This window comes from Uruburuella suis, assembly GCF_022870845.1.
GTDB lineage: Bacteria > Pseudomonadota > Gammaproteobacteria > Burkholderiales > Neisseriaceae > Neisseria > Neisseria suis.
This window is the reverse complement of the sequence record NZ_CP091507.1, coordinates 2,693,416-2,720,049: the sequence shown is the minus strand read 5'-3', so window position 1 is coordinate 2,720,049 and position 26,634 is coordinate 2,693,416. Positions and strand designations below refer to the sequence as shown.

At 57.8% G+C, this 26,634-nt stretch carries 21 protein-coding genes and 1 tRNA gene; 13 read left to right on the top strand and 9 right to left on the bottom strand.

Translation table 11 applies throughout. The annotated features are described in order from the left end of the window. Positions 1-27 precede the first annotated feature (27 nt). The 3 genes from LVJ78_RS12395 to LVJ78_RS12385 all read left to right on the top strand — a co-directional run bounded on the left by LVJ78_RS12395 (position 28) and on the right by LVJ78_RS12385 (position 4,555). The gene (locus tag LVJ78_RS12395) at positions 28-1,497 is read left to right on the top strand and encodes a DASS family sodium-coupled anion symporter (protein WP_243650319.1); all 1,470 of its coding nucleotides are present in this window, start codon (positions 28-30) and stop codon (positions 1,495-1,497) included. 448 nt (positions 1,498-1,945) lie between these two features. After that, a complete protein-coding gene (locus LVJ78_RS12390; protein WP_132952596.1) occupies positions 1,946-3,484 on the top strand; it encodes an ABC transporter permease in 1,539 nt (512 codons plus the stop codon). A 108-nt stretch (positions 3,485-3,592) separates the two neighbouring features. Next, positions 3,593-4,555 (top strand): ABC transporter ATP-binding protein, encoded by a 963-nt coding sequence (locus tag LVJ78_RS12385; protein ID WP_132952594.1) that lies wholly within the window; start codon positions 3,593-3,595, stop codon positions 4,553-4,555. Between the two features lie 279 nt (positions 4,556-4,834). Here LVJ78_RS12385 and alr read toward each other — a convergent pair whose 3' ends face one another. Next, on the bottom strand, positions 4,835-6,067 hold the full coding sequence (alr, locus tag LVJ78_RS12380; protein WP_132952592.1) for an alanine racemase: 1,233 nt from the start codon (positions 6,065-6,067) through the stop codon (positions 4,835-4,837). A 325-nt stretch (positions 6,068-6,392) separates the two neighbouring features. Here alr and LVJ78_RS12375 point away from each other — a divergent pair, with 325 nt between their 5' ends. After that, a complete protein-coding gene (locus LVJ78_RS12375; RefSeq protein ID WP_132952590.1) occupies positions 6,393-7,658 on the top strand; it encodes an NRAMP family divalent metal transporter in 1,266 nt (421 codons plus the stop codon). Positions 7,659-7,720: 62 nt separating this feature from the next. On the opposite strand, the gene LVJ78_RS12370 is transcribed toward LVJ78_RS12375, so the two are convergent. Then, a complete protein-coding gene (locus LVJ78_RS12370) occupies positions 7,721-7,861 on the bottom strand; it encodes a hypothetical protein (RefSeq protein ID WP_165870887.1) in 141 nt (46 codons plus the stop codon). Between LVJ78_RS12370 and LVJ78_RS12365 the strand changes: the two genes are divergently transcribed. After that, positions 7,838-7,911, top strand: a tRNA-Gly gene (locus tag LVJ78_RS12365). The genes LVJ78_RS12370 and LVJ78_RS12365 overlap by 24 nt on opposite strands. A gap of 56 nt (positions 7,912-7,967) precedes the next feature. Continuing rightward, positions 7,968-8,531 carry an L-threonylcarbamoyladenylate synthase gene (locus tag LVJ78_RS12360; protein WP_132952588.1) on the top strand — a complete coding sequence of 188 codons (564 nt, stop codon included), beginning with the start codon at positions 7,968-7,970 and terminating at the stop codon, positions 8,529-8,531. A 19-nt stretch (positions 8,532-8,550) separates the two neighbouring features. Here LVJ78_RS12360 and rsgA read toward each other — a convergent pair whose 3' ends face one another. Both rsgA and LVJ78_RS12350 read right to left on the bottom strand, forming a co-directional pair. Continuing rightward, the gene (gene rsgA, locus LVJ78_RS12355; RefSeq protein WP_132952586.1) at positions 8,551-9,417 is read right to left on the bottom strand and encodes a ribosome small subunit-dependent GTPase A; all 867 of its coding nucleotides are present in this window, start codon (positions 9,415-9,417) and stop codon (positions 8,551-8,553) included. Positions 9,418-9,477: 60 nt separating this feature from the next. After that, positions 9,478-10,725, bottom strand: coding sequence for a M48 family metallopeptidase (locus LVJ78_RS12350; RefSeq protein ID WP_132952584.1), 1,248 nt, complete (start codon positions 10,723-10,725; stop codon positions 9,478-9,480). 208 nt (positions 10,726-10,933) lie between these two features. Between LVJ78_RS12350 and truC the strand changes: the two genes are divergently transcribed. Then, positions 10,934-11,653 (top strand): tRNA pseudouridine(65) synthase TruC, encoded by a 720-nt coding sequence (truC, locus tag LVJ78_RS12345; protein WP_132952582.1) that lies wholly within the window; start codon positions 10,934-10,936, stop codon positions 11,651-11,653. Positions 11,654-11,969: 316 nt separating this feature from the next. Further along, positions 11,970-13,361, top strand: coding sequence for a glutamate--tRNA ligase (gltX, locus tag LVJ78_RS12340; protein ID WP_132952580.1), 1,392 nt, complete (start codon positions 11,970-11,972; stop codon positions 13,359-13,361). Positions 13,362-13,441: 80 nt separating this feature from the next. Here the strand turns inward: gltX and yccS are convergent, their stop codons facing one another. The 5 genes from yccS to LVJ78_RS12315 form a co-directional block, all read right to left on the bottom strand. Further along, on the bottom strand, positions 13,442-15,598 hold the full coding sequence (gene yccS / locus LVJ78_RS12335; protein WP_132952578.1) for a YccS family putative transporter: 2,157 nt from the start codon (positions 15,596-15,598) through the stop codon (positions 13,442-13,444). A 125-nt stretch (positions 15,599-15,723) separates the two neighbouring features. Next, complete coding sequence (locus LVJ78_RS12330; RefSeq protein WP_132952576.1) at positions 15,724-16,479, bottom strand: ABC transporter permease; 756 nt, start codon at positions 16,477-16,479, stop codon at positions 15,724-15,726. A gap of 190 nt (positions 16,480-16,669) precedes the next feature. Next, a complete protein-coding gene (locus LVJ78_RS12325) occupies positions 16,670-17,563 on the bottom strand; it encodes an ABC transporter ATP-binding protein (protein ID WP_132952574.1) in 894 nt (297 codons plus the stop codon). A 215-nt stretch (positions 17,564-17,778) separates the two neighbouring features. Continuing rightward, complete coding sequence (locus LVJ78_RS12320; RefSeq protein ID WP_132952572.1) at positions 17,779-18,507, bottom strand: dienelactone hydrolase family protein; 729 nt, start codon at positions 18,505-18,507, stop codon at positions 17,779-17,781. A 233-nt stretch (positions 18,508-18,740) separates the two neighbouring features. Then, entirely contained in the window at positions 18,741-19,745 is a 1,005-nt protein-coding gene (locus LVJ78_RS12315) for a thiamine ABC transporter substrate-binding protein (RefSeq protein ID WP_132952570.1), read from the bottom strand. Between the two features lie 154 nt (positions 19,746-19,899). Between LVJ78_RS12315 and LVJ78_RS12310 the strand changes: the two genes are divergently transcribed. The 5 genes from LVJ78_RS12310 (at position 19,900) to dinG (ending at position 26,629) form a co-directional block, all read left to right on the top strand. Beyond that, positions 19,900-20,622 (top strand): pyrimidine 5'-nucleotidase, encoded by a 723-nt coding sequence (locus LVJ78_RS12310; protein ID WP_424580104.1) that lies wholly within the window; start codon positions 19,900-19,902, stop codon positions 20,620-20,622. Positions 20,623-20,631: 9 nt separating this feature from the next. Continuing rightward, the gene (locus tag LVJ78_RS12305; protein ID WP_132952568.1) at positions 20,632-20,892 is read left to right on the top strand and encodes a spore cortex protein; all 261 of its coding nucleotides are present in this window, start codon (positions 20,632-20,634) and stop codon (positions 20,890-20,892) included. Positions 20,893-20,996: 104 nt separating this feature from the next. Continuing rightward, the gene (gene glmU, locus LVJ78_RS12300) at positions 20,997-22,367 is read left to right on the top strand and encodes a bifunctional UDP-N-acetylglucosamine diphosphorylase/glucosamine-1-phosphate N-acetyltransferase GlmU (RefSeq protein WP_132952566.1); all 1,371 of its coding nucleotides are present in this window, start codon (positions 20,997-20,999) and stop codon (positions 22,365-22,367) included. A gap of 120 nt (positions 22,368-22,487) precedes the next feature. Beyond that, the gene (glmS, locus tag LVJ78_RS12295) at positions 22,488-24,326 is read left to right on the top strand and encodes a glutamine--fructose-6-phosphate transaminase (isomerizing) (protein ID WP_132952564.1); all 1,839 of its coding nucleotides are present in this window, start codon (positions 22,488-22,490) and stop codon (positions 24,324-24,326) included. A 173-nt stretch (positions 24,327-24,499) separates the two neighbouring features. Further along, a complete protein-coding gene (dinG, locus tag LVJ78_RS12290; RefSeq protein ID WP_132952562.1) occupies positions 24,500-26,629 on the top strand; it encodes an ATP-dependent DNA helicase DinG in 2,130 nt (709 codons plus the stop codon). The last annotated feature ends 5 nt before the right edge of the window (positions 26,630-26,634 follow it).

Genomic DNA, 26,634 nt, shown 5'->3' with positions numbered 1-26,634 from the left:
TCTTCTCATACACATAAGGAGCAAGTCATGGAAAGCAAGATCGGCTTCAAGCCGGTGCCTGCCGCCATTGCGGTGGGGTTGGCGCTGATTATCTGGTTTATCATTCCCGTGCCCGACGGGGTTACGCCGCAGGCTTGGCATTTGCTGGCGATGTTTGTGGGCGTGATTGCGGCGATTATCGGCAAGGCCATGCCCATCGGCGCGATTGCGATGATTGCGATTATGCTGGTGGCGCTCACCGGCGTGACCAGCGACAAGCCTGCCGACGCGGTGAAAGATGCGCTGAGCAGCTTTTCCAGCCCGCTGATTTGGCTTATCGGCGTGGCGATTATGATTTCGCGCGGCATTTTGAAAACGGGGCTGGGCGCGCGCATCGGCTATCTTTTTATCGCGGTGTGGGGCAAGAAAACCATCGGCATCGGCTATAGCCTGGCGCTGTCCGAATTGCTGCTGGCGCCGGTAACGCCGAGCAACACGGCGCGCGGCGGCGGCATTATCCACCCGGTGATGAAGGCGATTGCCTCGAGCTATGATTCCGACCCCGAAAAAGGCACGCAGGGGCGCATCGGCAAATATTTGGCGCTCGTGAATTACCACGGCAACCCGATTACCTCGGCGATGTTTATCACCGCCACCGCGCCCAACCCGCTGGTGGTGGATATTATTGCCAAAGCCACCAACAGCGATATTCATTTGAGCTGGGGCACTTGGGCCTTGGCCATGCTTTTGCCCGGCCTCGTGGCCATGCTGGTGATGCCTTTGGTGATTTATGCCGTTTATCCGCCCGAAATCAAGGAAACACCGAATGCGGCGCAATTTGCCAAAGAGCGCCTGCATGAAATGGGGCCGATGAACCGAGGCGAAAAAATCATGCTCGGCATTTTCTTTATTTTGCTGATGCTGTGGGCGGGCATTCCGGCGATGATTATGGGCGACGCGTGGAAAGTAGACGCCACCACCACCGCGCTTATCGGCTTGAGCCTGCTGCTGCTCACCGGCGTGCTTTCTTGGGATGATATTTTGAAAGAGAAAAGCGCGTGGGACACCATCACCTGGTTTGCCGCCTTGGTGATGATGGCCACGTTCCTCAACAAGCTCGGCCTGATCACTTGGTTTTCAGGCATGCTCGAAAGCGGCATCGGCCATTTGGGCTTGGGCTGGATGGGCGCATCGGCCTTGCTGCTCTTGGCTTATATGTATGCGCATTATATGTTTGCCAGCACCACCGCCCACATCACCGCCATGCTCGGCGCCTTTTATGTGGCCGGCATTTCGCTGGGCGCGCCGCCGATGCTGTTTGCGCTGATGATGGCCGCCGCATCAAGCATTATGATGACGCTCACCCACTACGCCACCGGCACTTCGCCCGTGATTTTCGGCTCGGGCTACACCACTTTGGCCGAATGGTGGAAAATGGGCTTTATCATGAGCGTGGTCAACCTGATTATCTTCGTGGTAATCGGCGGCATGTGGTGGAAGGTGTTGGGCTTTTGGTAAGCCGGGCGCCGCATCATATTAATATTCGATAAAAGCCCGAAGGCCGTCTGAAAGCGTTCAGACGGCCTTCGGGCTTTTATAACCATTCAAAAAAACAAGTTATACCCATTCAAAAAAGTAAGCTAACAAGGCGGCGAGCCTGCGACAGTACACCTATAGATACGCAATTAATTATTGAATATTCACATCCTCTTACCCGCAGCAGAAACCTGTTCCCTCTCCCGTGGGAGAGGGCAACAAGCCAAAGGCTTGTTTGCCGGCATCTGAAAATGTTCAACATTTAATTGCCGAATCAATAGGTTATTTTTTGGATTAGTATTAACAAGATAGCGCGCCCATGCAGCCGGGTTGCTTGATAATGTTTTATGATGCATGGTTTCAGGCCGTCTGAAAAAAAGCGGCATTTTTCCGTTACAATCAACCCACCCCCATTGAGCCGATTTGCGCCATGACCCTGCCCCGCCTGCCCGCCACTTTGCTGCTCTCGCTGCTGCCGCTCGGCTTTCTTGCCGTGATGGTGGTGGCGCCCTTGTTTGCGCTGGCGCGTTACGATGATGCGCCCTCGGCGTGGGCGTTGCTTGCCGATGATTATATGCAGTGGCGGCTGTTGTGGACGCTGTTGCAGGCGCTTATCACTTGTGTGCTGGTGCTGCTCTCAGGCGTGCCGGTGGCGTGGGCGCTGGCGCGTTTGGATTTTCGCGGCCGCCGCTTGGTGTTGCGGCTTTTGATGCTGCCTTTTGTGATGCCCACGCTGGTGGCGGGCATGGGCGTGCTGGCGCTGTTCGGGCCGCGCGGCGCGCTCTGGCCGGGCTGGCAGGACACGCCTTATCTGCTGCTTTACGGCAATGTGTTTTTCAATCTGCCGGTGTTGGTGCGCGCGGCTTATCAGGGCTTTTTGCAGGTGCCGGCCGGCCGCCTGCAAGCGGCGCAAACGCTGGGCGCGGGCGCGTGGCAGCGCTTTTTTCATGTGGAATGGCCGGTATTGCGGCCGTGGCTGGCCGGCGGCGCGTGTTTGGTGTTTCTTTACTGCTTCTCCGGCTTCGGGCTGGCACTCTTGCTCGGCGGCAGCCGCTATGCCACGGTGGAAGTGGAAATCTACCAATTAATCGCTTATGAATTGGATATGGCGCGCGCTTCGGTGTTGGTGTGGCTGGTGTTGGGCATCACCGCGCTCGCCGGCGGCCTTTATGCGCTTATCAGCCGCCGCAGCGCCGAGCGCAAAAGCTTGCGCCCGCCTCTGCCCGCGCCGGCGCAAGGATTCGGGCAAAAACTGCTGCTGGCTGCGGCCTTGCTGCTGCTTTTGCTTTGCTGCGTGTTGCCGCTTTTGGCGGTGGCGTGGCAGGCGGCGCTGGCCGGCGGCTCGTGGCGGGTGCTGCTTGAAGCCGACACTTTGCAGGCCGCGGGCAACACCTTGCGCTTCACTTTTTTGGCCATGCTGCTGGCGGTGGTGTTGGGCGTGAGCCATGCCGCGTTGGCGCGCCGCGCCGCTTGGGTGCGCGGCATCACGTTTCTGCCCTTTATGGTGTCGCCCGTGTGCGTGGCTTTCGGCGTGTTGCTGCTCTACCCGCAATGGACGGCTTCGCTGCCGCTTTTAATCGCCACTTATGCGCTTCTGGCTTATCCGTTTATCACCAAAGATGTGCTCGCCGCCTGGGATGCGCTGCCGGCCAATTATCAGGCTGCCGCGCGCAGCATGGGCGCTTCACCGTTTCAGACGGCCTGCCAAGTAACCGCGCCCTTGCTGCTGCCCGCGCTGCGGCGCGGCCTCACGCTGGCGGCCGCCACCTGCATCGGCGAATTTGCCGCCACGCTTTTTTTGTCGCGCCCCGAATGGCAAACGCTCACCACGTTGATTTACCGCTATTTGGGCACCGCCGGCGCCGACAACCACGACCGCGCCATGGTGATTACTTTGTTTCTGATGCTGCTCGCCTTGCTGGTGTTTGTGTTGCTGGATGCGGCGGAAAAGAAAAACGAGGCCGTCTGAAACGGTTTTTTGAATCGGTATCACAAGATAATGCTTTCAGACGGCCTTTCTTGATTGCAACAGGCTCTTGATTGCAACAGGCCGTCTGAACACACAACAGGAATCTTTATGCTCGCGCTCAAACACATCTGCAAAGCGTTTTCCGGCAAAACCGTGGCCGACAACATCAGCCTCAGCGTGGCCGACGGCAAGCTTTTGGCGGTGTTGGGGCCTTCGGGCTGCGGCAAATCTACTTTGCTCAACATCGCCGCCGGGCTCGTGGCCGCCGATAGCGGCGAAGTGTGGATAGGCGGCGAAAACCGCAGCCGCATGCCGCCTGAGCGGCGGCGCGTGGCGCTGATGTTTCAAGATTATGCTTTGTTGCCGCATCTGAATGTGTGGCAAAACGTGGCTTTCGGCCTGAAAATGCAGGGCGTGGGCAAACAAGAAGCGCGCCGCCGCGCCGAAGCGGCCTTGGCCGAAGTGGGGCTGGCCGCCGAACTTGGCCGCCGCATCGATGCGCTCTCCGGCGGCGAGCAGCAGCGCGTGGCGCTGGCGCGCGCTTTGGCGGTGCAGCCGCAACTGCTTTTGCTCGACGAGCCTTTCTCCAGCCTCGACACCGGCTTGCGCCGCCAATTGCGCGAGCAGACGCTGGCGCAAATCCGCCGCCAACACATCCCCGCTGTGCTGGTCACGCACGACCCGGAAGAAGCGTTGGCGCTGGCCGACCACCTCGCGCTGATGCAGGGCGGGCGCATTGTGCAATATGGCAGCGGCAGCGATATTCTTCAGCGCCCCGCCAATGCTTGGGTGGCGCGGCTGATGGGCGCAGACAATGTGTCAGCCGCGCGCTATATTCCGCAGCAGGCTTTGCAGTTTGGCCACCCGCAAGGCGAAAAATGCCGTATTTTGCAGCTGCTCGCCCTGCCCGAACATTGCCGCCTGCTGCTGCAACACCCGCACCACGGCGCTTTGGTGCTGCATTTGGGCTGGGAAACGGCCAAAGGGCTGGATTTGCACGAAGGCAGCGAATGGCCGCTGCGGGTGGATGAAGCGGCGGTGGTGCGTTTTGCCGAAAATAAGATGGTTTAGCACCCGCCCGCAGCATATAGTGGAATGCATAAAAAAGTGGCACAAAGGGCTTGTTGGGTTAACAAGCCGGCAAGCTCACAGGCCGTCTGAAACCTTAGGTTTCCAACCCAATCCACTCCGTTATTGTACGGGGTTTTGTATCCTTTTTCTTACATTCCGCAGGTGCAAACGCTGCGCTTTTTGTGGTGCAAAACCAAACAGGCCGTCTGAAACATCAAGGTTTCAGACGGCCTTTTGTTGAATGAAAAACGCATTCGCGGCTCTGCGGCTGCGCCCGCTTTACGGCATCGGCGGCTTGGCCAGCTTGGGGTTGGAATTGCCCCACACGGTGTATAAATCGGCCAGCAATGCGCCGTTGATGTCTTCGATTTCGCTCTGGCTGATTTCCGTGTTGCCTTGACGGCCAAACAGCACCGCTTCGTCACCGGCCTGAATATCGGGAAAATCGGTAACATCCACCATGGTGGTGTTCATTGAGGTTTTGCCCAGCACCGGCACTTTGTGGCCGCGTATCAGCACATGGCCTTTATTGGTAAACACGCGCCGGTAGCCGTCGGAATAGCCCACCGGCAGATTGGCCAGGCGCGAAGGGCGGCTGAGGGTGTAGGTGCGGTCGTAGCCCACGGTGCTGCCTTTGGGATAGGTGTTGATGCTGGCCACGCGTGATTTGAAGGCGAAGGTTTTGCGGTATTCGGTGCGCTCGGGAATGGAATCGCCATAAAGCAGACCGCCGGGGCGCACCATATCGAGGCGGGATTCGGGCACGGCCAAGGTGGCAAACGAATTGGCGGTGTGCAGGGTGATTTTGCTGCGGTCGAGGCGGGCGGCTTTAATCAACCAAGCGCTTTCCTGATTGAATGCGGCCAAGCCTTGGCGCACATCATCGGCATCTTCCACGGCAAAATGGGTCATGATGGCCACGGTTTGCAGGTGCGGCAGGCGGGTGATGGCCACAGCGGCGCGGCGGTTGGCACGGCTGCCCATATCGAGGCCGTTTCTATCCATGCCGCCGGAATTGAGCGCCAAATGAATGCGCACGGTTTTGCCGGCGGCGCGGGCAATTTCATCCACCCGCCGCGCCTGCTCGAGGTTGCCGATTAATTCTTCCATATCGTATTGCAGGCCGTCGCGGATTTCGGCATCGGTGGCGCTGCGCACACGCACCACTTTGCCGGCATAGCCGTGTTTGCGGATGATGCGCGCTTCTTCGTTGCTGGCAATGCCGATGCAGGGAATGCCGGTTTGCATCACCACAGGCATCAGCAAATCAATGCTGTTGCCATAAGCATCGGCTTTCATGATGGCGCAGATTTGCGATTTCCCGCCCAACTCGTTTTGCAGGGTGCGGATATTGTGTTCAAACGCCTGCGTGTCGATTTCCATCCACGCATTGCTGTTGGCGCGGCTCACGGCGGCATCGGCGGGTGTGCCCAAAATTGGCGCGGCCACGGTGGGCGCCGCGGCAAACAGCGCGGCAAGGCATAAGGCGAGCAGGGAATGTTGGCGGGGCATGGCGGGCTTTCTGATAAATGACAAAACCATAGCATACCCTAATGATTCGCCCGATTAAACGGGTGCGGCCGGCAAAAAAGCAATCCGGCGGCAGAAAATGCCGGTTACAACGGCCTACAAAAATAACATAATGCGGCACAAAAGCATTTATTTTGAAATTTTATTTTTATTATTGATAAGAGCAGAGCAATCATGCTCAAAATGCAAAATAAACCAACATATTCCGCTCTTTTAAGAAATGGCTGCAAATGCCTGTTCAGGCTAAGATAGCACCTTTTTACGCAGCCGCCGCCGTTTGGCGGCTCTATCGCTTATAAGGAAAACCATGCAAAACAATGTGCTATCGACAGAGTCGTCTACCTGGCGCAGCCGCTTGCGCGCGCTGGGGCCCGGTGTGTTGCTCGCCTCGGCCGCCGTGGGCGGCTCGCACCTGATTGCTTCCACCCAGGCCGGTGCACTTTACGGCTGGCAGCTGGCGGTGATTATTTTGCTGGTGAATGTGTTGAAATATCCGTTTTTCCGCTTCAGCACCCACTACACGCTCGACACCGGCAAAAGCCTGATTGAGGGCTATGCCGGCAAAAGCCGCGCTTATGTGTGGGTGTTTTTCTTGCTCACCGTGCCCTCGGCCACCATCAGCACCGGCGCGCTGGCGCTCATCAGCGCGGTGATTGTGAAAACGGCGCTGCCCGCGCTGCCTTTGTCGGTGAATGCATTATCAATAGGCGTGATGGCGGCCACGCTGGCTTTATTGCTGCTGGGGCATTACCGCGCGCTTGACCGCGTCACCAAGCTGATTATGATCAGCCTCACCGTGGCCACCGTGGCCGCAGCGGTGATTGCCGCCACACGCGGCCAGCAGATGCTGCCCGATTTTATCGAGTCCTCGCCGTGGAATATGGCTTCGCTGGGCTTTATCATCGCGCTGATGGGCTGGATGCCCGCGCCGATGGAAATCACCGCCATCAATTCGATGTGGGTTACGGTGAAGCAGAAAATCGCGCCGAGCAATTATAACGATGCCATGTTTGACTTCAACACAGGCTATGTGATGTCGGCGCTGCTGGCGCTGGTGTTTCTGGCGCTGGGGGCGCTGGTGCAATACGGCAACGGCGAAGCGGTGAAAATGGCCGGCGGCCAATACATCGGCCAGCTCATCGGCATGTATGCCGCCACCATCGGCGATTGGTCGCGCTTGTTGGTGGCCTTTATCGCTTTTGCCTGCATGTTCGGCACCACCCTCACCGTGGCCGACGGCTATGGCCGCATCAATGCCGAAGCGCTGCGCCTTTTGATGCGCCAAAAACAGCGCAGCAACCGCGCCGTGGGCATTTGGACTTGCTGGTCGGTGTTTTCCGGCTTGGCGGTGATTTTGTGGTTTAACAGCGCCTTGGGCGAAATGCTGCGCTTTGCCATGATTTCGGCTTTCCTCACCGCGCCGGTGTTTGCCTGGCTCAATTATTCGCTCGTGCGCAGCAGCCACCGCCATGCCGTTTCACCGGCGATGAATGCGCTGGCCATTGCCGGCTTGATTTATTTAATCGGCTTTGCGCTGGTGTTTGTGCTGGATTTGGGCGGCGTGTGGGCTTGATAGATGATGATAAGAGAGAGGCCGTCTGAAAGTTTTTCAGACGGCCTCTCTCTTTTTAATCTTCATTTGAAATGCAGCAGCATCTGGGCAGGCAGCATCATTTTGGCTGCAAAAGCCAAGCTGGTAGAATGGCCCGGAAACGCGTATAATCCGCCCACGTTGTGCTTCAGACGGCCTTTGCGGGTGTGATGTAGTGGTAGCATAACTGCTTCCCAAGCAGTTCGGACGGGTTCGAATCCCGCCACCCGCTCCAAATCCATTCAGATTTATCTTGTTTTCTGTATTATCTTCCGATTACCCTCCCCATTTATGAACCGCCCTCCTGCTCATTTTGCGCTTTACCGGCTGCGCGCCCATCTGCGTCGCGGCGGCATTGTGGCATATCCCACCGAATCGAGCTACGGCTTAGGCTGTTTGCCCACGCATCCGCGTGCCTTGCAAAAAGTAATCTGGCTCAAAAAAAGGCCGCAGGGCAAAGGGCTGATCAGCATCGCCGCCGATTGGCCGCAGCTCGCGCCATTGCTGCGGCCGCTGCCGGATGATGAGCGCACGCGGCTGCTGGGCAACTGGCCGGCCGCCAAAACTTACCTGCTCGATGCGCGCGCCCGCGTGCCGGCGGCGCTGCGCGGGCGCGGGCGCAGCAAGCTGGCAGTGCGCATTCCCGCTCATGAGGGCGCGCGCGCGTTGTGTCGCCGCATCGGTTCGGCGCTGGTGTCCACCTCGTGCAACCGCTCAGGCAAACGCGCCTGCCGCAGCGAACGCGAAGTGCGCCGCCAATTCGGCCGCGCAGTGCTTGTGATCGGCGGGCGCACCGGCGCGCGCAAAGCGCCGAGCCGGATTATCGATTGGGCAAGCGGGCAGGTGTTGCGCTGATAAAGGAGGCTCTGAAAATTCAGCGCATCAATTCATCGGTGATGCGCTGCAAAAAAGCCAGCCGCTCCGCACGCACGCTGCCCGCTTCGGCGGCCGCTTTTACGGCGCAACCGGGCTCGGCGCGGTGGCTGCAATTGTGAAAGCGGCAAAGCCCCGCCAAATGGCGTAGGTCGGGGAAATAAGCCAGCAAGCCGGCGGCATCGAGGTGATAAAGGCCGAATTCCTGCAAGCCGGGCGAATCGATCAGGCGGGTGTCGGCATTTAAGTCATACAATTGCGCGTGGGTGGTGGTGTGGCGGCCGGAATCGAGCGCAGTGGAAATGTCGCCCACGCGCGCAGCCTGATTACCCAAAAGGGCATTGGTGAGGGTGGATTTGCCCATGCCGCTTTGGCCGAGAAAAATATTGGTGTGCCCTTGCAGCACTGGCCTGAGCGCTTCGGCATTTTCCAGCGCGCTCACTTCGCACACGGGATAGCCCAAGGTTTCGTAAAAGCCCAGCTTTTCGCGCCATGAAGCGGTTTCGGGCAAATCGGCCTTGTTGAGCACGATAACCGCGCCTATGTCGGCCGCTTCTGCCGCCAGCAAAGCGCGCTGCAACAGCATTTCGCTGGGCGAGGGCACGGCGGCGAGCACAATTAGCAATTGCGTCACATTGGCGGCAATCAGCTTGGTTTTCCAGGCATCTTGCCGGTAAAGCAGGCTTTGGCGCGGCAGATAATCTTCAATCACCACTTGCTCATCGTTAATCGGTGCAATGCGCACATAATCGCCGCAGGCGAAATCAACGCGTTTTTTGCGGGTGGTGGCGTCAAACGTGCGCCCTTCGGCGGTGCGCACAATATAGCGGCGGCCATAGCTGGTGATGATTTGGGCGGTGTCGGTCATATGGTTAAGGCCGTCTGAAAGGATTGATTTTACAAGAAAGGCAGGCGCTGCGCCGATTTTTCAGACGGCCTTTTTCAAAGCCGCAATGCGCGCCTGTGCGCCCGGGTGCGAAGCGTAAAAGCGCTCATACCATTTATCGGCCACCAAGCTGGCGGCGTTGCTGCGGTAAAGCTTGGTGAGCGCGGCGGCCAAATCTTGTGCCGAAGCCGTTTCGGCGGCAAAGCGGTCGGCCTCGAATTCGTTTTTGCGCGACATCATGCTCAAAAGCGGCGAGAGCGGAAAAGCAAACACCGGCAACACCAGCATAAACAGCAACAAAGCCATGGCGTGGCTGGGATAATGCACACCCAGCCCCAAATAAAAAGCCGGGCTCTTCATCAGCAGATTGAGCACAAACAACACCGCCAAACCCAGCGCAAACGTGAGCGCCATCTGTTTGATGATGTGGCGGTGTTTGAAATGCCCCAATTCGTGCGCCAGCACCGCTTCCACCTCATCGGGCTGCATATCTTTGAGCAGCGTGTCGTAAAACACAATGCGTTTATTCGCACCCAAGCCCGTGAAATAAGCATTGCCGTGGCCGGAGCGCTTGCTGCCGTCCATCACAAAAATGCCCTTGCTCTGAAAGCCCGTGCGCGCGAGCAAATCTTCAATCTGCGCTTTCAGACGGCCTTCGGGCAGCGGCTCGAATTTGTTGAACAAAGGCGCAATCCATTTCGGAAACGCCCACAGCATTAAAAGCGAAAAGCCCAGCCACAAAGCCCACACCCACAGCCACCACCACGCGCCGCCGATGCCCATCAGATAAATCGCCGCATACAAAAGCGGCACGCCGATAAGCGCGCCCAGCAATAAGCCCTTGAGGCGGTCGCCGAAAAAAGTGGCTGCGCTGCTGCGGTTGAAGCCGAAGCGCGCTTCCAGCCGAAACGTGGCATATAAATCAAACGGCAGCGAGAGCAAACCGCTCACCAGTACAAACAACACCATCAACCACACGCCTTGCGTAATCAGGCCGTCTGAAAGCTTGGCGCTCAAAGCCGCCAGCAGATTCAGGCCGCCGCCCAGCGTAAACACCAGCAGCAGCAAAGCATCAAACCAAATGCGCCAGCGCGAAAGCCGCTGCTTGGCCAGCGTGTAATCGGCGGCGGTTTGGTGCTCGGACAGGCTCACCGCAGCGGCAAAATCGTGCGGCACTTCGGCGCGGTGGCGCAACAGCGCCCGGCTCTGCCGCAGCGAGAGCCAAAGCTGCAAAGCCGTGGAAAACACAAAGAAAAACAAAAATATCTGATAAACCGCCTGCGCACTCATCGCCTGATTCCTTCTCTATCAACAGCCGCCATTGTAGCGCAAAGCCCACAATCCCGCCGCCGATTGCCGCCCAAAGCTGGCACAGCCGCGCCAAGCTGCCTATAATAAGCCCAGCAACTTTTCATACCACTTCTCTGTTTCGGGAAGTTTGTGAATTCACGCCCTTGTTTACAAGGGCTTTTTTTTGGCCGCTTGAAAGGCAGCGAGCATGCTGGAAATTCTCTATCACGATGCCGATTGCATTGCCGTCAACAAACCCGCCGGCATGCTGGTGCACCGCAGCTGGCTCGACCGGCACGAAACCCGCTTTGTGATGCAGACCCTGCGCGACCAAATCGGGCAACACGTTTACCCCGTGCACCGGCTCGACCGCCCCACTTCGGGCGTGTTGCTGTTTGCCCTGGGCAGCGAATCCGCGCGCGCCTTATCGCAGCAATTCGAGCAAAAAAGCGTGCAGAAAAATTATTGGGCGGTGGTGCGCGGCCATCTGCACGGCGCCGGCCGCATCGACTATGCCCTGAAAGAGCCGCACGACAAAATCGCCGATGCCCTGGCCGATGCCGATAAGCCCGCACAAAGCGCACTCACCGATTGGCGCGCCCTTGCGCACACCGAGCAGCCTTTTGCCGCCGCCGCGCGCTACCCCACCTCACGCTATTCCTGGCTCGAGCTCACCCCGCACACCGGCCGCAAACACCAATTGCGCCGCCACATGAAGCATATTTTCCACCCGATTGTGGGCGACACCACTTATGGCGACAACGCCCAAAACCGCGCCGTAGCGGCCCACACCGGCTGCACCCGCCTGCTGCTGCACGCACGGCAATTGGCGTTTGCGCGCCTGAGCGACGGCGCGCGCGTTAACGTGGCGGCCGATGGCGGCGAAGCATGGCAGGCGCTGATGCAGGCTTTTGACTGGGCGGAATAATACCCATTCAAAAAAGTAAGCTAACAAGGCGAGCCTGTAGGTCGGATTCTCGAATCCGACACTTGTCCGCAGAACAAGGCACGCACATCGCTTTGGCCGTTGGCCAAACGTCGGATTCAAGAATCCGACCTACGCAGATGATGCTGCCGAACTGCTTTTATTTTGTAAGGTTATTTCTTTGGATTGGTATAAAACGGCGGTTTACGTATATTGAAAGGCCGTCTGAACGCTTTCAGACGGCCTCAAATTGGCAGGCAGGCAGGCTTAACGTACAATAGCGCTTTTCCCCCATTATTCTTTATCGGAGCCGAATCTCATGACCATCCGAACCCGTTTCGCCCCCAGCCCCACCGGCTATCTGCATATCGGCGGCGTGCGCACCGCCCTTTTTTCATGGGCATTTGCCAAAAAGCACAAAGGCGAATTTCTGCTGCGCATCGAAGACACCGACCTTGAGCGCTCCACCGCCGAATCGGTCAACGCAATTTTCGACGGCATGCATTGGGTGGGCTTGGATTACGACAATAAAGACCATGTGGTGTATCAAACTCAGAATTTCGACCGCTACCGCCAAGTGATTGCCCAATTGCTCGAGCAAGGCCACGCTTATCACTGCTATTGCAGCAAAGAAGAGCTCGAAGCCATGCGCGAAAAAGCCGAAAAAGAAGGCACCGCCACATATGATCGCCGCTGGCGGCCGGAGCCGGGCAAAGTGCTGCCGCCGCTGCCCGAAGGCCGCGAGCCGGTGGTGCGCTTCAAAACCCCGCTCGAAGGCCACACCACTTGGCAGGATTTGGTGAAAGGCGAAATCAGCATACCCAACGAAGCGCTCGACGATTTGATTATCGCCCGCGCCGATGGCACGCCCACCTATAATTTCTGCGTGGTGGTAGACGATTTGGACATGGGCATCACCCATGTGATTCGCGGCGACGATCATGTGAACAACACGCCCAAACAAATCAACATCTTAAAAGCCATCGGCACCCAATTACCGCAATACGGCCATCTGCCGATGATACTCAACGAGAGCGGCGCCAAAATGAGCAAGCGGCGCGATGCCGTGAGCGTGGTGGATTACGACCGCCAAGGCATTTTGCCCGCAGCGCTGCTCAACTATCTGGCGCGGCTGGGCTGGGCGCACGGCGACGATGAATTTTTCAGCATGGCGCAATTTGTGGCTTGGTTTGACCTGAAAGACGTTTCCCCCTCGGCCAGCCGCTTCGACCACAAAAAGCTTTTGTGGATCAACGCCGAGCACATCAAAATCACCCCCGACGAGCAATTGGCCGCGCTCATCAAGCCGCGCCTGGCCGTGCGCAACATCCACGAAACCGCCAAACCCGCTCTGGCCGATGTGGTGGCGCTGGTGAAAGAGCGCGTGCAGGATCTCAACCAATTGGCCGACGAATGCGTGTATTTCTATGAAAAAAGCGTGCCCGCCGAAGCCGATGTGGCCAAGCATTGGGACGATGAAGCCGCCGCACGCATGCTGCGTTTTGCCGACAAGCTCGAAGGCCTGGCCGACTGGAATGCCGAAGCCATCCACGATTTGTTCCAGCCTTTTTGCGAAGCCGAAGGCATCAAAATGGGCAAGCTCGGCATGCCGCTGCGCCTGGCCGTGGCCGGCACCGCCAAAACCCCGTCGGTAGACGCTGTGCTCGCCTTAATCGGCAAAGAAGAAGTGCTCAAACGCATCCGCAGCTGATTGTGAAACCGTATCAAAAGGCCGTCTGAAAAGTTTTCAGACGGCCTTTTCAATAAACGCATCTACGCATTGCAAATTGTTCAGACGGCCTGCGGCGCTGCGGCGGGCACGGCTTCGCGCTGGCGGTTGAGCGCATCGAAGCAGGGCTCGAGCTGGCGCACAATCATGCTCAGCTGCTGCCACAGCACGCTGCGTTGTTGGTTGTCGCTGCTGCTCTCGGGCTGAAGCTGCGCCAATTCGCTGCCGATTTGCGCCAATTCGTTGTGAAAAGCGGCGGCATCGGGCTGGTTGATGTGGTCGAGCAGGTCGGCCACGCGGTAGGCGAGCCGGTAGAAAGGTTGGCTGAATTCGGCATCGCTGTTTTTGTTCATATGGCTGCGGTAAGCGCCGAGCGCGGAAATATAGCTGATCAGGGTGTAGTTGAGCTTGAGCAGGTGAAAGCCGTCGGGCAGGCGGTGGGCGTATTTTTTCGGCTCGCTGCTCATGTCGGACAAGGTGCTGCTCAGCGCGGCGGCGCGCTCATGGGTTTGGCGGCGCGCGCTGCGGTAGGCGATGTCGTCGATGCTGCCGTTTTGCAGCTGGTCGAGAATCACGCGCAGATAAGCGCCGTTGTTGGCGATGGCGCGCCCGGCGGTGCGCTCGAGCGTGAGGTAGCGCCAATCGGGCCATAAATACGACACCGCCACCCAGGCAATGGCCGCGCCGATGAGCGTGTCGATAATGCGCAGCGGCATGGCGGCATACACATCCAGCCCGGCGAGTGAAAAGCTGGTGAGCGCCTGAATGGTGATGAAAAAGGTGGAAAAACTGTATTTATTGGTGCGGAAAAAGAAAAAAAGCGTGGTGGAGGCAATCACAATCCACAATTTGGTTTCCACCGAGGGCGTGAAATAAGGCACCAACGAGCCCACCACCACACCCAGCACGGTGCCGACAATGCGCTGGTTGACGCGGCTTTTGGTGGCCGAATAGTTGGGCTGGCACACGAAAAGCGCGGTGAGCAGAATCCAGTAGCCCAAATGCAGATGGAACACTTCCACAATGGTGCAGCTCACCAGCACCACAATCGCCAGCCGCACGGCATGGCGGAACACGGCCGATTCAAGGTTGAGCTGGCTGCGCACGGTGCGCCAGGCGTTTTTCAGGCCGCCGTGCTCGGTGGCGGCGATGCGGGCGTCGGCCACGGTGCTTTCGTGTTCATCGCCGCCCTCCAGATGGGCGAGCTGGTAATCCACGCTGCCCAAGTTGTCGAGCAGGCGCTGCAAAGCGTGCACATCGGCGCCGGTATGCTGTGCGGCATAAAGCTTTAGCGATTGGCGCGTGCCTTTGATGGCTCGTTGCAGCCGCTCGCTGTAAACATAAGGCTGGCCGCTGCGCAGGCTCTCGGCCACATCGCGGCAGGCTTGCGCCTGCAATTCGAGCAGGCGCTGGATGCGGAAAATCAGGTCGGTGTTTTGCAGGCGCTCTGCCAAGTCGCGATAGTCGAAATGCGCCGAGCTGATGCGCTCGTGAATATCCTGCACGGTGAAATAATAGCGCAGCATGCGCTCGGTGCGCGGGTGGCGGTGTTGGCCCCTCATGCGGTAAAACAAGGCGCTGCGGCATTGGTTGAAGGCTTCGATAACGGCGGCGTTTTTCATTGCCAGCCCGATTTGGCGGCTTTCCAAAAGCTCGGTTTCATCGGGGTCGAAAAACACCGATTTGGCATCGAAATAGCTGCCCAGCGCGGCATAGGCATCGGCCACGCGCTCCTGCACCGGCCGGTGCGGGAAAATAATGTGAAAGAGCAGCGTCATGGTGCTGTAGAGCAGCGTGCCCAGCAGAATCATAAACGGGTTCACAAACCAGGGCATCTCGGGCGTGTAGGTGAGGGTGGTGTAGGTGGCCACGGCCAGCGTGCCGAAAGCAATGGTGCGGTAGCGCAGCCCCACCGCGCCCAGCAGGGTAAAGCCGAAAGTGAGCGCCGTCATTGCCAGCATAAACGGCAGCCCCTTGCCCACCGTCAGTTGCACGCTCAACGAGGCGATGGAAAAAGCGCACACGGTGAAAACGATGTTTTTCAAACGGCCGGTGAGGCGGTTGTCCAAATCCACCAGGCCGCCGGCGATGATGCCCAACACAAACGGCATGGATAATTTGGGCACGTTGAAATACCACACCAGCGATGCGGCGATAAACACGCTGAAAAAAATCGGCAGCGTGGCCATGATTTTGGCATTGATGGGCGGTGTTTTCATGAGGCTCGGGGTGCCGACGGCGGGCAGATTGAATTGTGGACAATTGTAGCAGGGTTTGACGGCAAACCGAATACACAGGCCGTCTGAAACTTTTCAGACGGCCTGTGTATCAACGTATCAAAACGTTAACTGCGCAGCTTCCAGCCCGATTTCAACACCAAAAGCACAGCGGCGGACAGAGCGGCGGTGAAGGCGCCCACCACGGCGAGCGAGAGCCAGGGTGAGGTGTCGCTCACGCCGAAAAAGCCGTAGCGAAAGCCGTCTATCATGTAAAACACGGGGTTGAGGTGGCTGAGATTGCGCCAGAATTCGGGCAGGCTGTTGATGGAATAAAACACGCCCGATAAAAAAGTGAGCGGCATAATCAGAAAGTTTTGAAAGGCGGCGAGCTGGTCGAATTTTTCCGCCACAATGCCCGCCAACAGGCCGAGCGCGCCCATCATGGTGCAGCCGAGCAGGGCGAAAACGGTTATCCAGATGAAATTGTGCGGCAGCGGCAGGCCGAACCAGGCAGTGGCGGCAATCACGCCGGCGCCCACCAGCAGGCCGCGCACCACCGAGGCGCCCACATAGGCGGAAAAAAACGCGCTCACCGATAAAGGCGGCAGCAAAATAAACACCAAATTGCCGGTGATGCGCGATTGAATCAGGCTGGAAGAAGAATTGGCAAACGCGTTTTGCGTCATGCTCATCATCGCCAGGCCGGGAATCAGAAAGGCGTTGTAGGCCACATCGGGCAGCGCTTCCACCGATTTGCCCACGGCGTGCGAAAAAATCAGCTGATACAGCAGCGCGGTGATCATCGGCGCGGCCAGCGTTTGGAAGCCCACTTTCCAAAAACGCAGAATTTCTTTTTTAAACAGGGTGTAAAAGCCTATCATGGCGGGTGGTTCCTTAAGATTTCTTTATGGTTATTGCGTCTGAATCTGCGGCAACAGATAGCAGGCCGTCTGAAAGATTTCATGCTCGCTCAAAGCCGGCGGGCTGCGTTTGCCCGCATCGCCGTTTTATTTTCAGACGGGCATCAGATGATTTAACGGTTTCAGGGCGTGTTTGATGTTTCAGACGGCCTTATTTGCGCATGATTTTCACAAACACGTCTTCCAAATCGGTTTCCGGCAGCTGCATGTGTTTTACTTTCACGCCGGCATATTTCAGCGTTTGCAGCACAAAAGCGAGCTGCTCGTAGTCGTCGAGCTTGAGCAACACGGTGTCGTCGTTTGAGGGCTGCTGCCAGGCGCGCAGATTGTCGGGCAGCGCACCCTCGAGCAGCAATTCCACGCGCAGGCCTTTTTCGGCGTGCAAAAGGTGTTCGGTGGAATCGAGCGCCACCAGCACGCCCTGTTTCATCATGGCAATGCGGTCGCACAGGCTTTGCGCTTCTTCCAGATAATGGGTGGTGAGAATGATGGTGTGGCCTTGGCGGTTGAGGTTTTGGATAAATGCCCACAGGCTTTGGCGCAGCTCCACATCCACTCCGGCGGTGGGCTCGTCGAGCACAATCACCGGCGGGCGGTGCACCAGCGCCTGCGCCACCATCACGCGCCGCTTCATGCCGCCGGAAAGGTTGCGGGTGTTGGTGTCGGCCTTATCGGCTAGGCCAAGATTGGTGATGATTTCATCTATCCAATCATCATTATTTTTCAGGCCGAAATAGCCCGATTGAAACTGCAAAGCTTCGCGCACGCTGAAAAAAGGGTCAAACACCAATTCTTGCGGCACCACGCCCAAACTCATTCGTGCGGCATAAGCATCGGCCTCTACATCGTGCCCCATCACGCGGATACGGCCGGAAGTGAGTCGGCTCAAGCCCGCCATGGCGGAAATCAGCGTGGTTTTGCCGGCACCGTTGGGGCCCAAAAGCGCGAAAAATTCGCCCTCGGCCACATCGAAGCTCACGCCGCGCAAAGCGGTGAAGCCGTTGGCATAAGTTTTCACGGCGTCTTGAATATGAAGGGCGGGCATAGCTATCCTTGAAAAGAAAAGTTTCAGACGGCCTGCCGGTTTTTGAGGCCGTCTGAAAGCAAAAAGGCAAAGTGTTTATTATAACCCTTTTCTTTCACGGCAAGCTTGGCGGATTCAAGGCGGAAGATTATCTTGGTTTGTGATGGATAAAGGCCGTCTGAAACGTTTCAGACGGCCTTGTTTTGATGCGGTTGCGTTATCAAAAAGCTAAACGCTTACAAAACACGCTCCAGCAAATTGAGCATATTCTGCCAGCTTTGGGCGGCGGCTTCTTCGTTGTAGGCAAGATCCACGCCGTTTTTCTCGCCGTTGTGGGTGGCTTGCGGGTTGGTGAAGCCGTGTTTGGCGTCGAAAATATCCACATGGTAGCGCACTTTGGCGGCATTCATTTCCTGCTCAAACGCAGCCAAATCGGCCATGCTCACCATGCTGTCCTGCCCGGCGTGTTCAACTAAAAGCTCGGCTTTCACCACGCCTTCCAGTGCGGGCACGGCCGGGCTGAGGTTGCCGTGAAAGCTCACCACGGCTTTTAAATCGGCGCCGCGCCGTGCCATATCGAGCACCACTTTGCCGCCGAAGCAAAAGCCGATGGCGGCGGTGCTCAGCGGGCTGATTTGCTGCACCGAAGCCAAGGCCTGCTGCGCCAGATGGGTGCGCTCGGTGAGCACGGCCGAGTCGGAGAGCGCTTCCATCATCCATTCGTTGGCTTGCGCCGCTTCATCGGTGAGGCGGGCTTCGCCGTATAAATCCATCGCCAGCGCGGCATAGCCGGCTTCGGCCAAGCGCTCGGCCGCGTGTTTGGCGTGGTCGCTCAAGCCCCACCATTCGGGGGCTACCAACACGCCGGAAAGCTCGTTTGGCGCCTCTTCAGGCAGGCACAAATAACTTTGCAGGGTGAGGCCGTCGGCGGTGGTGTAGCTGAGGGTGCGGGTGGTGATGCGCATAATAAGCTCCTTGGGTTGTGGCGTTAATGGCATTTCAGACGGCATGTGAAGATTAGGGCGTCCTGACATTTCGATTTACGGGTGTATTTTGTTCCTGAAAACGCATCTGCTGTGTTAAAAAGCCTCGCAAGGTGTCCAACCTTGCTGCGTTTTTTGCCTTGCATCTGCATTTGCAGGAACAAAATCCCCCTCATAAACGAATTGTCAGGATGCCCTGAGAGGCCGTCTGAACATTATTTCAACACGGTTTGAATCCAGCGGCTCACCCAATGCTTTTGTTGCAGGGCGATTGCGCTTTGGCCGGGGGTGTCGCTCTCGGCGGGCGCTTGGGCGAGGGCAAACACTTTGGGCTGCGGCGTGTTTTTCACCGCAGGATACACCCACATTTCCGCCGGCAGTGCGCGCTGCACTTCGGGGCTTTGCAAAAAGCGCACCAATTGCAGCGCCAAATCAGGCTCGCGCGCTCCGCTCAGCACCGCCGCGCCTTCCACTTGACGGAACACGCCGCCTTTCAGAAAAAGATTGCCGCTGGGTGGCGTTGTGTATTTGCCCTTGCTGAAAAACACTTCGGCGGCCGGGCTTGTGGCATAGCTCACCACCAGCGGGCGCTCGCCGCCATAAAGCGTGAACGCGGTGTAATAGGCATCGCTCCAGCTGTTGGTGGTTTTCACGCCGTTGCGGCGCATGGCGGCCCACCATTCAAACGCGTTCTCTTCGCCCATCGCGCCGATATTGGCCAGCAAAAAAGCCAGCCCGGGGCCGGATGTGCCCGGGTTGGGCACCACCAGCAAATCTTTATAGGCCGGTTTGGCCAAATCTTGCAGCGATTGCGGCAGCGGCAGCTTGCGTTGTGCAAACCAGTTTTTATCGTAATTGATGTTCACATAAGCATAATTCACCGCCAGCGCCCCGGCCAGCCCGGCATCGGCCGGCAGCGAATGCGGCTGGCGCGCCGCCAGAATGCCGCTTTGGTCGGCTTTGCCGATATTGGCATTATCGAGCCCGTAAACCGCGTCGGCAATCGGCTGGGCGCGGCTCAAAATCAGCTTGTTGAGCATTTCGTTGCTGCTGCCCACTTTAATCACCGACACTTTGGCATCGTGCTTGCGCTCAAATTGCGCCAACACGTCCAGCGGCAGGCTGAACGATTTGTGCACCGCCAGCCGAACTTCGGTTTGTGCCTGTGCCGTCAGGCTCAGCAGCAGCACGGCGAGGCCGGAAAAAAAGCCCTGTTTCATCAGACATTACCCTGTATTTTATTGATATTCGCGTTATCATACCAAGCGCACCCCGCAAATCATACCCATTCAAAAAAATAATACCCATCCAAAAAACCGTGCATGCGCATCGTTGCCGGTTTGTTTTTTTTGAGCACTCCCTATTCCGGCGCTGATGATGATTTCCCACCCCGTTTGGCTTTTCGACCTCGACAACACGCTGCACCATGCCGATGCCGGCATTTTCCGGCTGATCAACCAACACATGACCGCCTATCTGGCGCAACAGCTCGCACTCACGCCCGAAGCCGCCGGCCGGCTGCGCGAAGATTATTGGCACCGCTACGGCGCCACGTTGGCGGGCTTGCAGCAGCACCATCCCGAAATCAGCGTGCCGCATTTTTTGCAGCAAAGCCACCCCTTGCCCGAATTGCTGGCCGTTTTGGTGCCGATGGCGGGTGCAGCGGAAACTTTAGGCCGTCTGAAAGGTCGTAAAGCTGTGTTTTCCAACGGCCCGTCGTTTTATGTGCGCGCGCTGGTGCAGGCGATGGGCATTGCACACCATTTCGAAGCCCTCTTGGGCACCGATGATTTCGATTTCACCTACAAGCCCGCTGAAAAAGCCTATTTAACCGTTTGTCGTATACTTAATGTGCCGCCCGAACAATGCATTATGATAGATGATAGTGCCGCCAACCTGCATGCCGCCAAAGCCTTGGGCATGCGCACCGTGTGGTATGGGCAGCAAACGCATGATTTGCCTTTTGTGGATTTTGCCGCCGCCGATATGGCCGCCCTGTGTGCATGGGCTGCGGAAGATTGGCAAAAATCATACTATGAAGCGGGTGATGATTTGATTACAATAGGCCGACATCCGGAAATTATGACCAATCAATAAGGAAACATCATGCGCTACCTCGCCCTGCTGCTTGCCGGCACCGCCCTTTTCGGCTGTTCTTGGGAAACCTATCAAAAAAACGACGGCCACACCGGCCTGCGCCAGAAATACGAAAAAGGCACCCGCGTGTATTACGAAGACGGCTCTTATTCACGCAATATGCAATACAACCAATACCGCCCCGAGCCGCACGCAGTCAAGCCGGGCATGAGCGAGCCGGCCGAAGTGCGCGGCGCCAATTGGGACGAGCCGCAAAGTTCGGCGCAATAACACCACACCACACATTCAATAAACCTTCCGCAAGGCAGGCCGTCTGAAAGCTTTCAGACGGCCTGCCCGCCCATATGATTGATTTCAGCGAAAAGATTTTATCCATGAGCCCACATTCCCTGCATATCGTGATTCTCGCGGCCGGCAAAGGCACGCGCATGTATTCCAAGCTGCCCAAAGTGTTGCACGAAATCGGCGGCGAGCCCATGGTGGCGCGCGTAATCGACACCGCGCAGCAGCTAGAGCCCCAAAGCACCGTTGTGGTGATAGGCCACGGCAAAGAAAAAGTGCGCGAGCGCGTGGCGCGCAATGTGGCTTGGGTGGAACAAACCGAGCAGCTGGGCACCGGGCATGCCGTGAAAGTGGCGCTGCCGCACCTGCCCGCAGAAGGCCGCACGCTCGTGCTCTACGGCGATGTGCCGCTGATTGACGCGCCCACCCTGCAAACCCTGCTCGACGCCGCCGGCGAAGAAGTGGGCCTGCTCACCGATGTGCTGGAAAACCCCACCGGCTACGGCCGCATCATCCGCGAGGGTGGCAATGTGGTGGCGATTGTGGAAGAAAAAGACGCCGATGCCGCCCAAAAAGCGGTGCAGGAAATCAACACCGGCATTTTGGTGCTGCCCAATGCCAAGCTCGAGGGCTGGCTGAATGCCTTGCAGAGCAACAATGCGCAGGGCGAATATTACCTCACCGACTTGATTGCGCTGGCCAATGCAGATGGCATCAAAGTGCATCCGGTGCAGGTGCGCGCCAGCCATTTGGCCGCCGGCGTAAACAATAAAGTGCAGCTGGCTGAATTGGAACGCATTTTCCAGCGCGATCAGGCAGATGAATTATTGAAAGCCGGCGTCACCCTGCGCGATCCTGCCCGTTTTGATTTGAGAGGCCGTCTGAAACACGGCCAAGATGTGGTGATTGATGTGAACTGTGTGTTTGAAGGCGATGTGGTGCTGGGCGCCGATGTGGAAATCGGCCCCAACTGCGTGATTCGCAACGCCAAAATCGGCGAAGGCAGCAAAATCGAAGCGTTTTCGCATTTGGAAGATTGCGAAATCGGCGCACGCGCCCATATCGGCCCCTATGCCCGCCTGCGCCCGAATGCCAAATTGGCCGATGAAGTGCATATCGGCAATTTTGTGGAAGTGAAAAACACCACCATCGGCAAAGGCAGCAAAGCCAACCACCTCACCTATTTAGGCGATGCCGAAATCGGCAGCAAAACCAATATCGGCGCCGGCACCATCACCGCCAACTACGATGGCGTAAACAAACACAAAACCGTGATTGGCGATGAAGTGCGCATCGGCTCCAACTCGGTGCTGGTGGCACCCGTTACCATCGGCAGCCGCGCCACCACCGGCGCGGGCAGCGCGATTACCAAAAATTGCCCCGACAACCAGCTCGCGCTTGCCCGTGCACGCCAAACCGTGATTGAAGGCTGGGTGCGCCCGGAAAAGCCGGCCAAAAAATAAAAATTGCTTTCAGACGGCCTGATTCAAAACAGTAAGGCTGTCTGAAAGCTTTTCCCGCCTGTTTGTCCGAGAGTCGGCCAAACAAGCATTTTTTTAAAACTTTGATACTAAGGAACTTTTATGTGCGGTATCGTAGGCGCCATTCGCGCCCACCACAATGTTGTGGATTTTCTCACCGACGGCCTCAAACGCTTGGAATACCGAGGCTATGATTCATCCGGCATCGCCGTGCAAACCGGCAACAAAATCACCCGCGTGCGCCGTGTCGGCCGCGTGCAGCTGATGGAAAACGCCGCCCGCGAAAAAGGCGTGCACGGCCACATCGGCATCGGCCACACCCGCTGGGCCACCCATGGCGGCGTAACCGAGCCCAATGCCCACCCGCATATTTCCGGCGGCCTGATTGCCGTGGTGCACAACGGCATTATCGAAAACTTCGAAGAAGAGCGCGCCCGCCTGCAAAGCTTGGGCTACACCTTTGAATCACAAACCGACACCGAAGTGATTGCCCACAGCGTCAAACACGAATATGAGCGCAACGGCCACGATCTTTTCGCCGCCGTAGAAGCCGCCTGCACCCGTTTTCACGGTGCATATGCCATCGGCGTGATTGCCGACGACAACCACAAAGAAATGGTGGTGGCGCGCATGGGCTGCCCGCTGCTGGTGGCTTTCGGCGACGAAGAAACCTTTATCGCATCCGATGTGTCGGCCGTGATTGCCTTCACCCGCAACATCGCCTATCTCGAAGACGGCGACATTGCCCTTTTGAATGCAAATGGCATTGAAAAGCTGCTCGACAAAAACGGGCAGGCCGCCGAGCGCAAAGTGAAAGTGTCTGAATTATCGCTCGCCTCGCTGGAGCTTGGCCCCTACAGCCACTTTATGCAAAAAGAAATCCACGAGCAGCCGCGTGCCATTGCCGACACCGCCGAAGTATTTCTCGACGGCGGCTTTGAGCCTGAAAATTTCGGCACAACCGCGCGCGAAGTGTTTGCCGGCATCGACAGCATCAAAATCCTCGCCTGCGGCACTTCTTATTATTCCGCCCTCACCGGCAAATACTGGCTCGAGAGCATCGCCAAAATCCCCACCGATGTGGAAATCGCCAGCGAATACCGATACCGCGATGTGATTGCCAACCCCAAACAATTGGTGATTACCATTTCCCAATCCGGCGAAACGCTCGACACCATGGAAGCGCTGAAATACGCCCAATCGCTCGGCCAAACCCACAGCCTTTCCATTTGCAACGTGCTGGAATCGGCGCTGCCGCGCGAGAGCGAATTGGTGCTCTACACCCGCGCCGGCGCAGAAATCGGCGTGGCTTCCACCAAAGCCTTCACCACCCAATTGGTGGTGTTGTTCGGCTTGGCCGTTACCTTGGGCAAAATGCGCGGCCATGTCGGCGAAGAGCAGGCGCGTGCCTACACCGAAGAATTGCGCCAGCTGCCCGGCAGCATCCAGCATGTGATGAATCTCGAGCCGCAAATCGCCGCGTGGGCGCAAAAATTCGCCAAGAAAGCCAGCGCCCTTTTCCTCGGCCGCGGCATTCACTATCCGATTGCACTCGAAGGCGCGCTGAAGCTGAAAGAAATCACCTATATTCATGCCGAAGCCTATCCCGCCGGCGAGCTCAAACACGGCCCCTTGGCGTTGGTGGATGAAAACATGCCGGTGGTGGTGATTGCACCCAACGACAGCTTGCTGGACAAAGTGAAAGCCAATATGCAGGAAGTGGGCGCACGCGGCGGCGAATTGTTTGTGTTTACCGATTTGGATAGCAATTTCCACGAAAGCGAAGGCGTGCATGTGATCCGCACCCCGCGCCACGCCGGCGTGCTCTCTCCCATCGTGCACACCATTCCCGTGCAGCTTTTGTCTTACCACGCCGCTTTGGCACGCGGCACCGATGTGGACAAACCGCGCAACCTGGCCAAATCGGTAACGGTGGAATAAGTTTTACCGATTTGTAATGGCAAAGGCCGTCTGAAAGGTTTTCAGACGGCCTTTTTGTATTTTTATTGATACGGCGAAGTTTGCGGGCATTTTTCAGACGGCCTTGTTGATAAAATGCTAAAATAGCCGCTTGTTTTCTCATGCCGTTTTGATACGGCCTCAAACCGATTCTCATGCTCACCGACCTCGAAAAAAACGCTATCCGCGACCATTATCAAAACATCGGCAAAAGCCTGCCTGGCTTTCGGCCGCGCGCCGCCCAGCGCGAAATGATTGCGGCGATTGCCAACGCTTTTTCGCGCAGCCAAAGCCGCGTCGAGGGCGAAGAAGCGCCCAAGCGCGAGGGTGAGAGCATTGCTGTGATCGAAGGCCCCACCGGCGTGGGCAAAAGCCTGGCCTATTTGCTGGCAGGCGGAATTATGGCGCAAACGCGGGGCAAGCGGCTGGTTGTGTCGAGCGCCACCGTGGCTTTGCAAGAGCAATTGGTGCACCGGGATTTGCCTTTTTTGGTGGCGCATTCGGGGCTGGAAATGACGTTTGCGCTGGCCAAAGGGCGCGGCCGCTATCTGTGCCCCTATAAGCTCTATCAGCTCACCCAGAGCAACGCCCAGCAAAACTTACTCGGCATAGAAGCGCCCACGGTGCTGTGGGAGAGCAAGCCCCGTCCGGAAGAGCTGCAAATGCTGCGCGATTTGGCCGATGAGTTTGCCGCGCGCCGCTTCAACGGCGATCGCGATACTTGGCCGCAGAAAATCGACGATGCGGTGTGGTTTAAAATCACCAACGACCGCCACGGCTGCCTGAAAGCGGCCTGCCCCAACCGGCCGGAATGCCCGTTTTATCTGGCGCGCGACACGCTGGAGAGCGTGGATGTGGTGGTGGCCAACCACGATTTGCTGCTCGCCGACATCGGCATGGGCGGCGGCGTGATTCTGCCTGCGCCTGAAAACAGCTTTTATTGCATCGACGAAGCGCACCATCTGCCCAAAAAAGCCTTGAGCCAGTTTGCCGCCGAGCATTCGTGGAACCAGGCCGTGTGGACGCTGGAAAAGCTGCCCGCCATCAGCGACAAAATCGCCGCCGTGGCCGATAAAGCCGAAGCGGCCAATCTGGCCGACGAGGCCGCTGCTTCTTTGCTGGAAAGCCTCAACGAATGGTCGTTTCAGCTGGCCGACGAGCCGGCGCTGGCGCCTTCGGAGGGCAGCGAATCGGTGTGGCTGTGGCAAGACGGTAAAATCCCCGAATCGCTCGAATTATTGGTGTCCAACACCGCCGTGGCCGCCCGCAGCCTGCTCAAACAGCTCTACACCCTCAACGATGCGCTCGCCGCCACTCGCCGCGACAAAGACCAAGACAGCGCCTTGATCGACCGCTTGAGCGGTGAATTCGGCATGTTTATCGCCCGCGCCGAGCAAATCAGCGCCGTGTGGGATTTATTGTCCACCGTGCCACCCGAGGGCGAAGCGCCGCTGGCCAAGTGGATTACGCGCCGCATCAGCGATAAAAACGATTATTTTTTCAACGCCAGCCCCATCAGCAGCGCCAGCCACTTGGCCAACGGTTTGTGGCGGCGCGCCGCCGGCGCCGTGCTCACCTCGGCCACTTTGCAATCGTTGGGCAGCTTCGATTTGCTGCTGCGCCAAACCGGGCTGGTGTGGCTGCCGGCCACCACCACGCTGGCCTTGCCCAGCCCGTTTGATTTTGATGCTCAGGGCGAGCTTTATATTCCGCCCTTGGCCGCCAGCCCGAAAGATGCGGCCGCCCACACCGATGCTATTGTGGAATGGCTGCCGCGCCTGGTTTCCGCCGAAGAGGCCATCGGCACGCTGGTGTTGTTCAGCTCGCGCAAGCAGATGCAGGATGTGGCGCTGCGCTTAGCCGCCGATTATCTGCCGCTTTTGCTGGTGCAGGGCGAAGTGCCCAAAGCCGTGCTGCTGCAAAAACACCACGATGCCATTGCCGACGGGCGCGCCAGCATTATTTTCGGGCTCGACAGCTTTGCCGAAGGGCTGGATTTGCCCGGTGCGGCCTGCGTGCAGGTAATCATCGCCAAGCTGCCGTTTTCCATGCCCGACAACCCTATCGAAAAAACGCAAAACCGCTGGATCGAGCAGCGCGGCGGCAACCCTTTTATCGAAATCACCGTGCCCGAAGCCAGCCTCAAGCTGGTGCAGGCGGTGGGGCGGCTGATCCGCACCGAAAGTGATTACGGCCGCGTGACCATACTCGACAACCGCGTGAAAACCCAGCGCTACGGCAAGCAGCTGCTCGCCTGCCTGCCACCTTTCAAACGCATCGGATAAGGCCG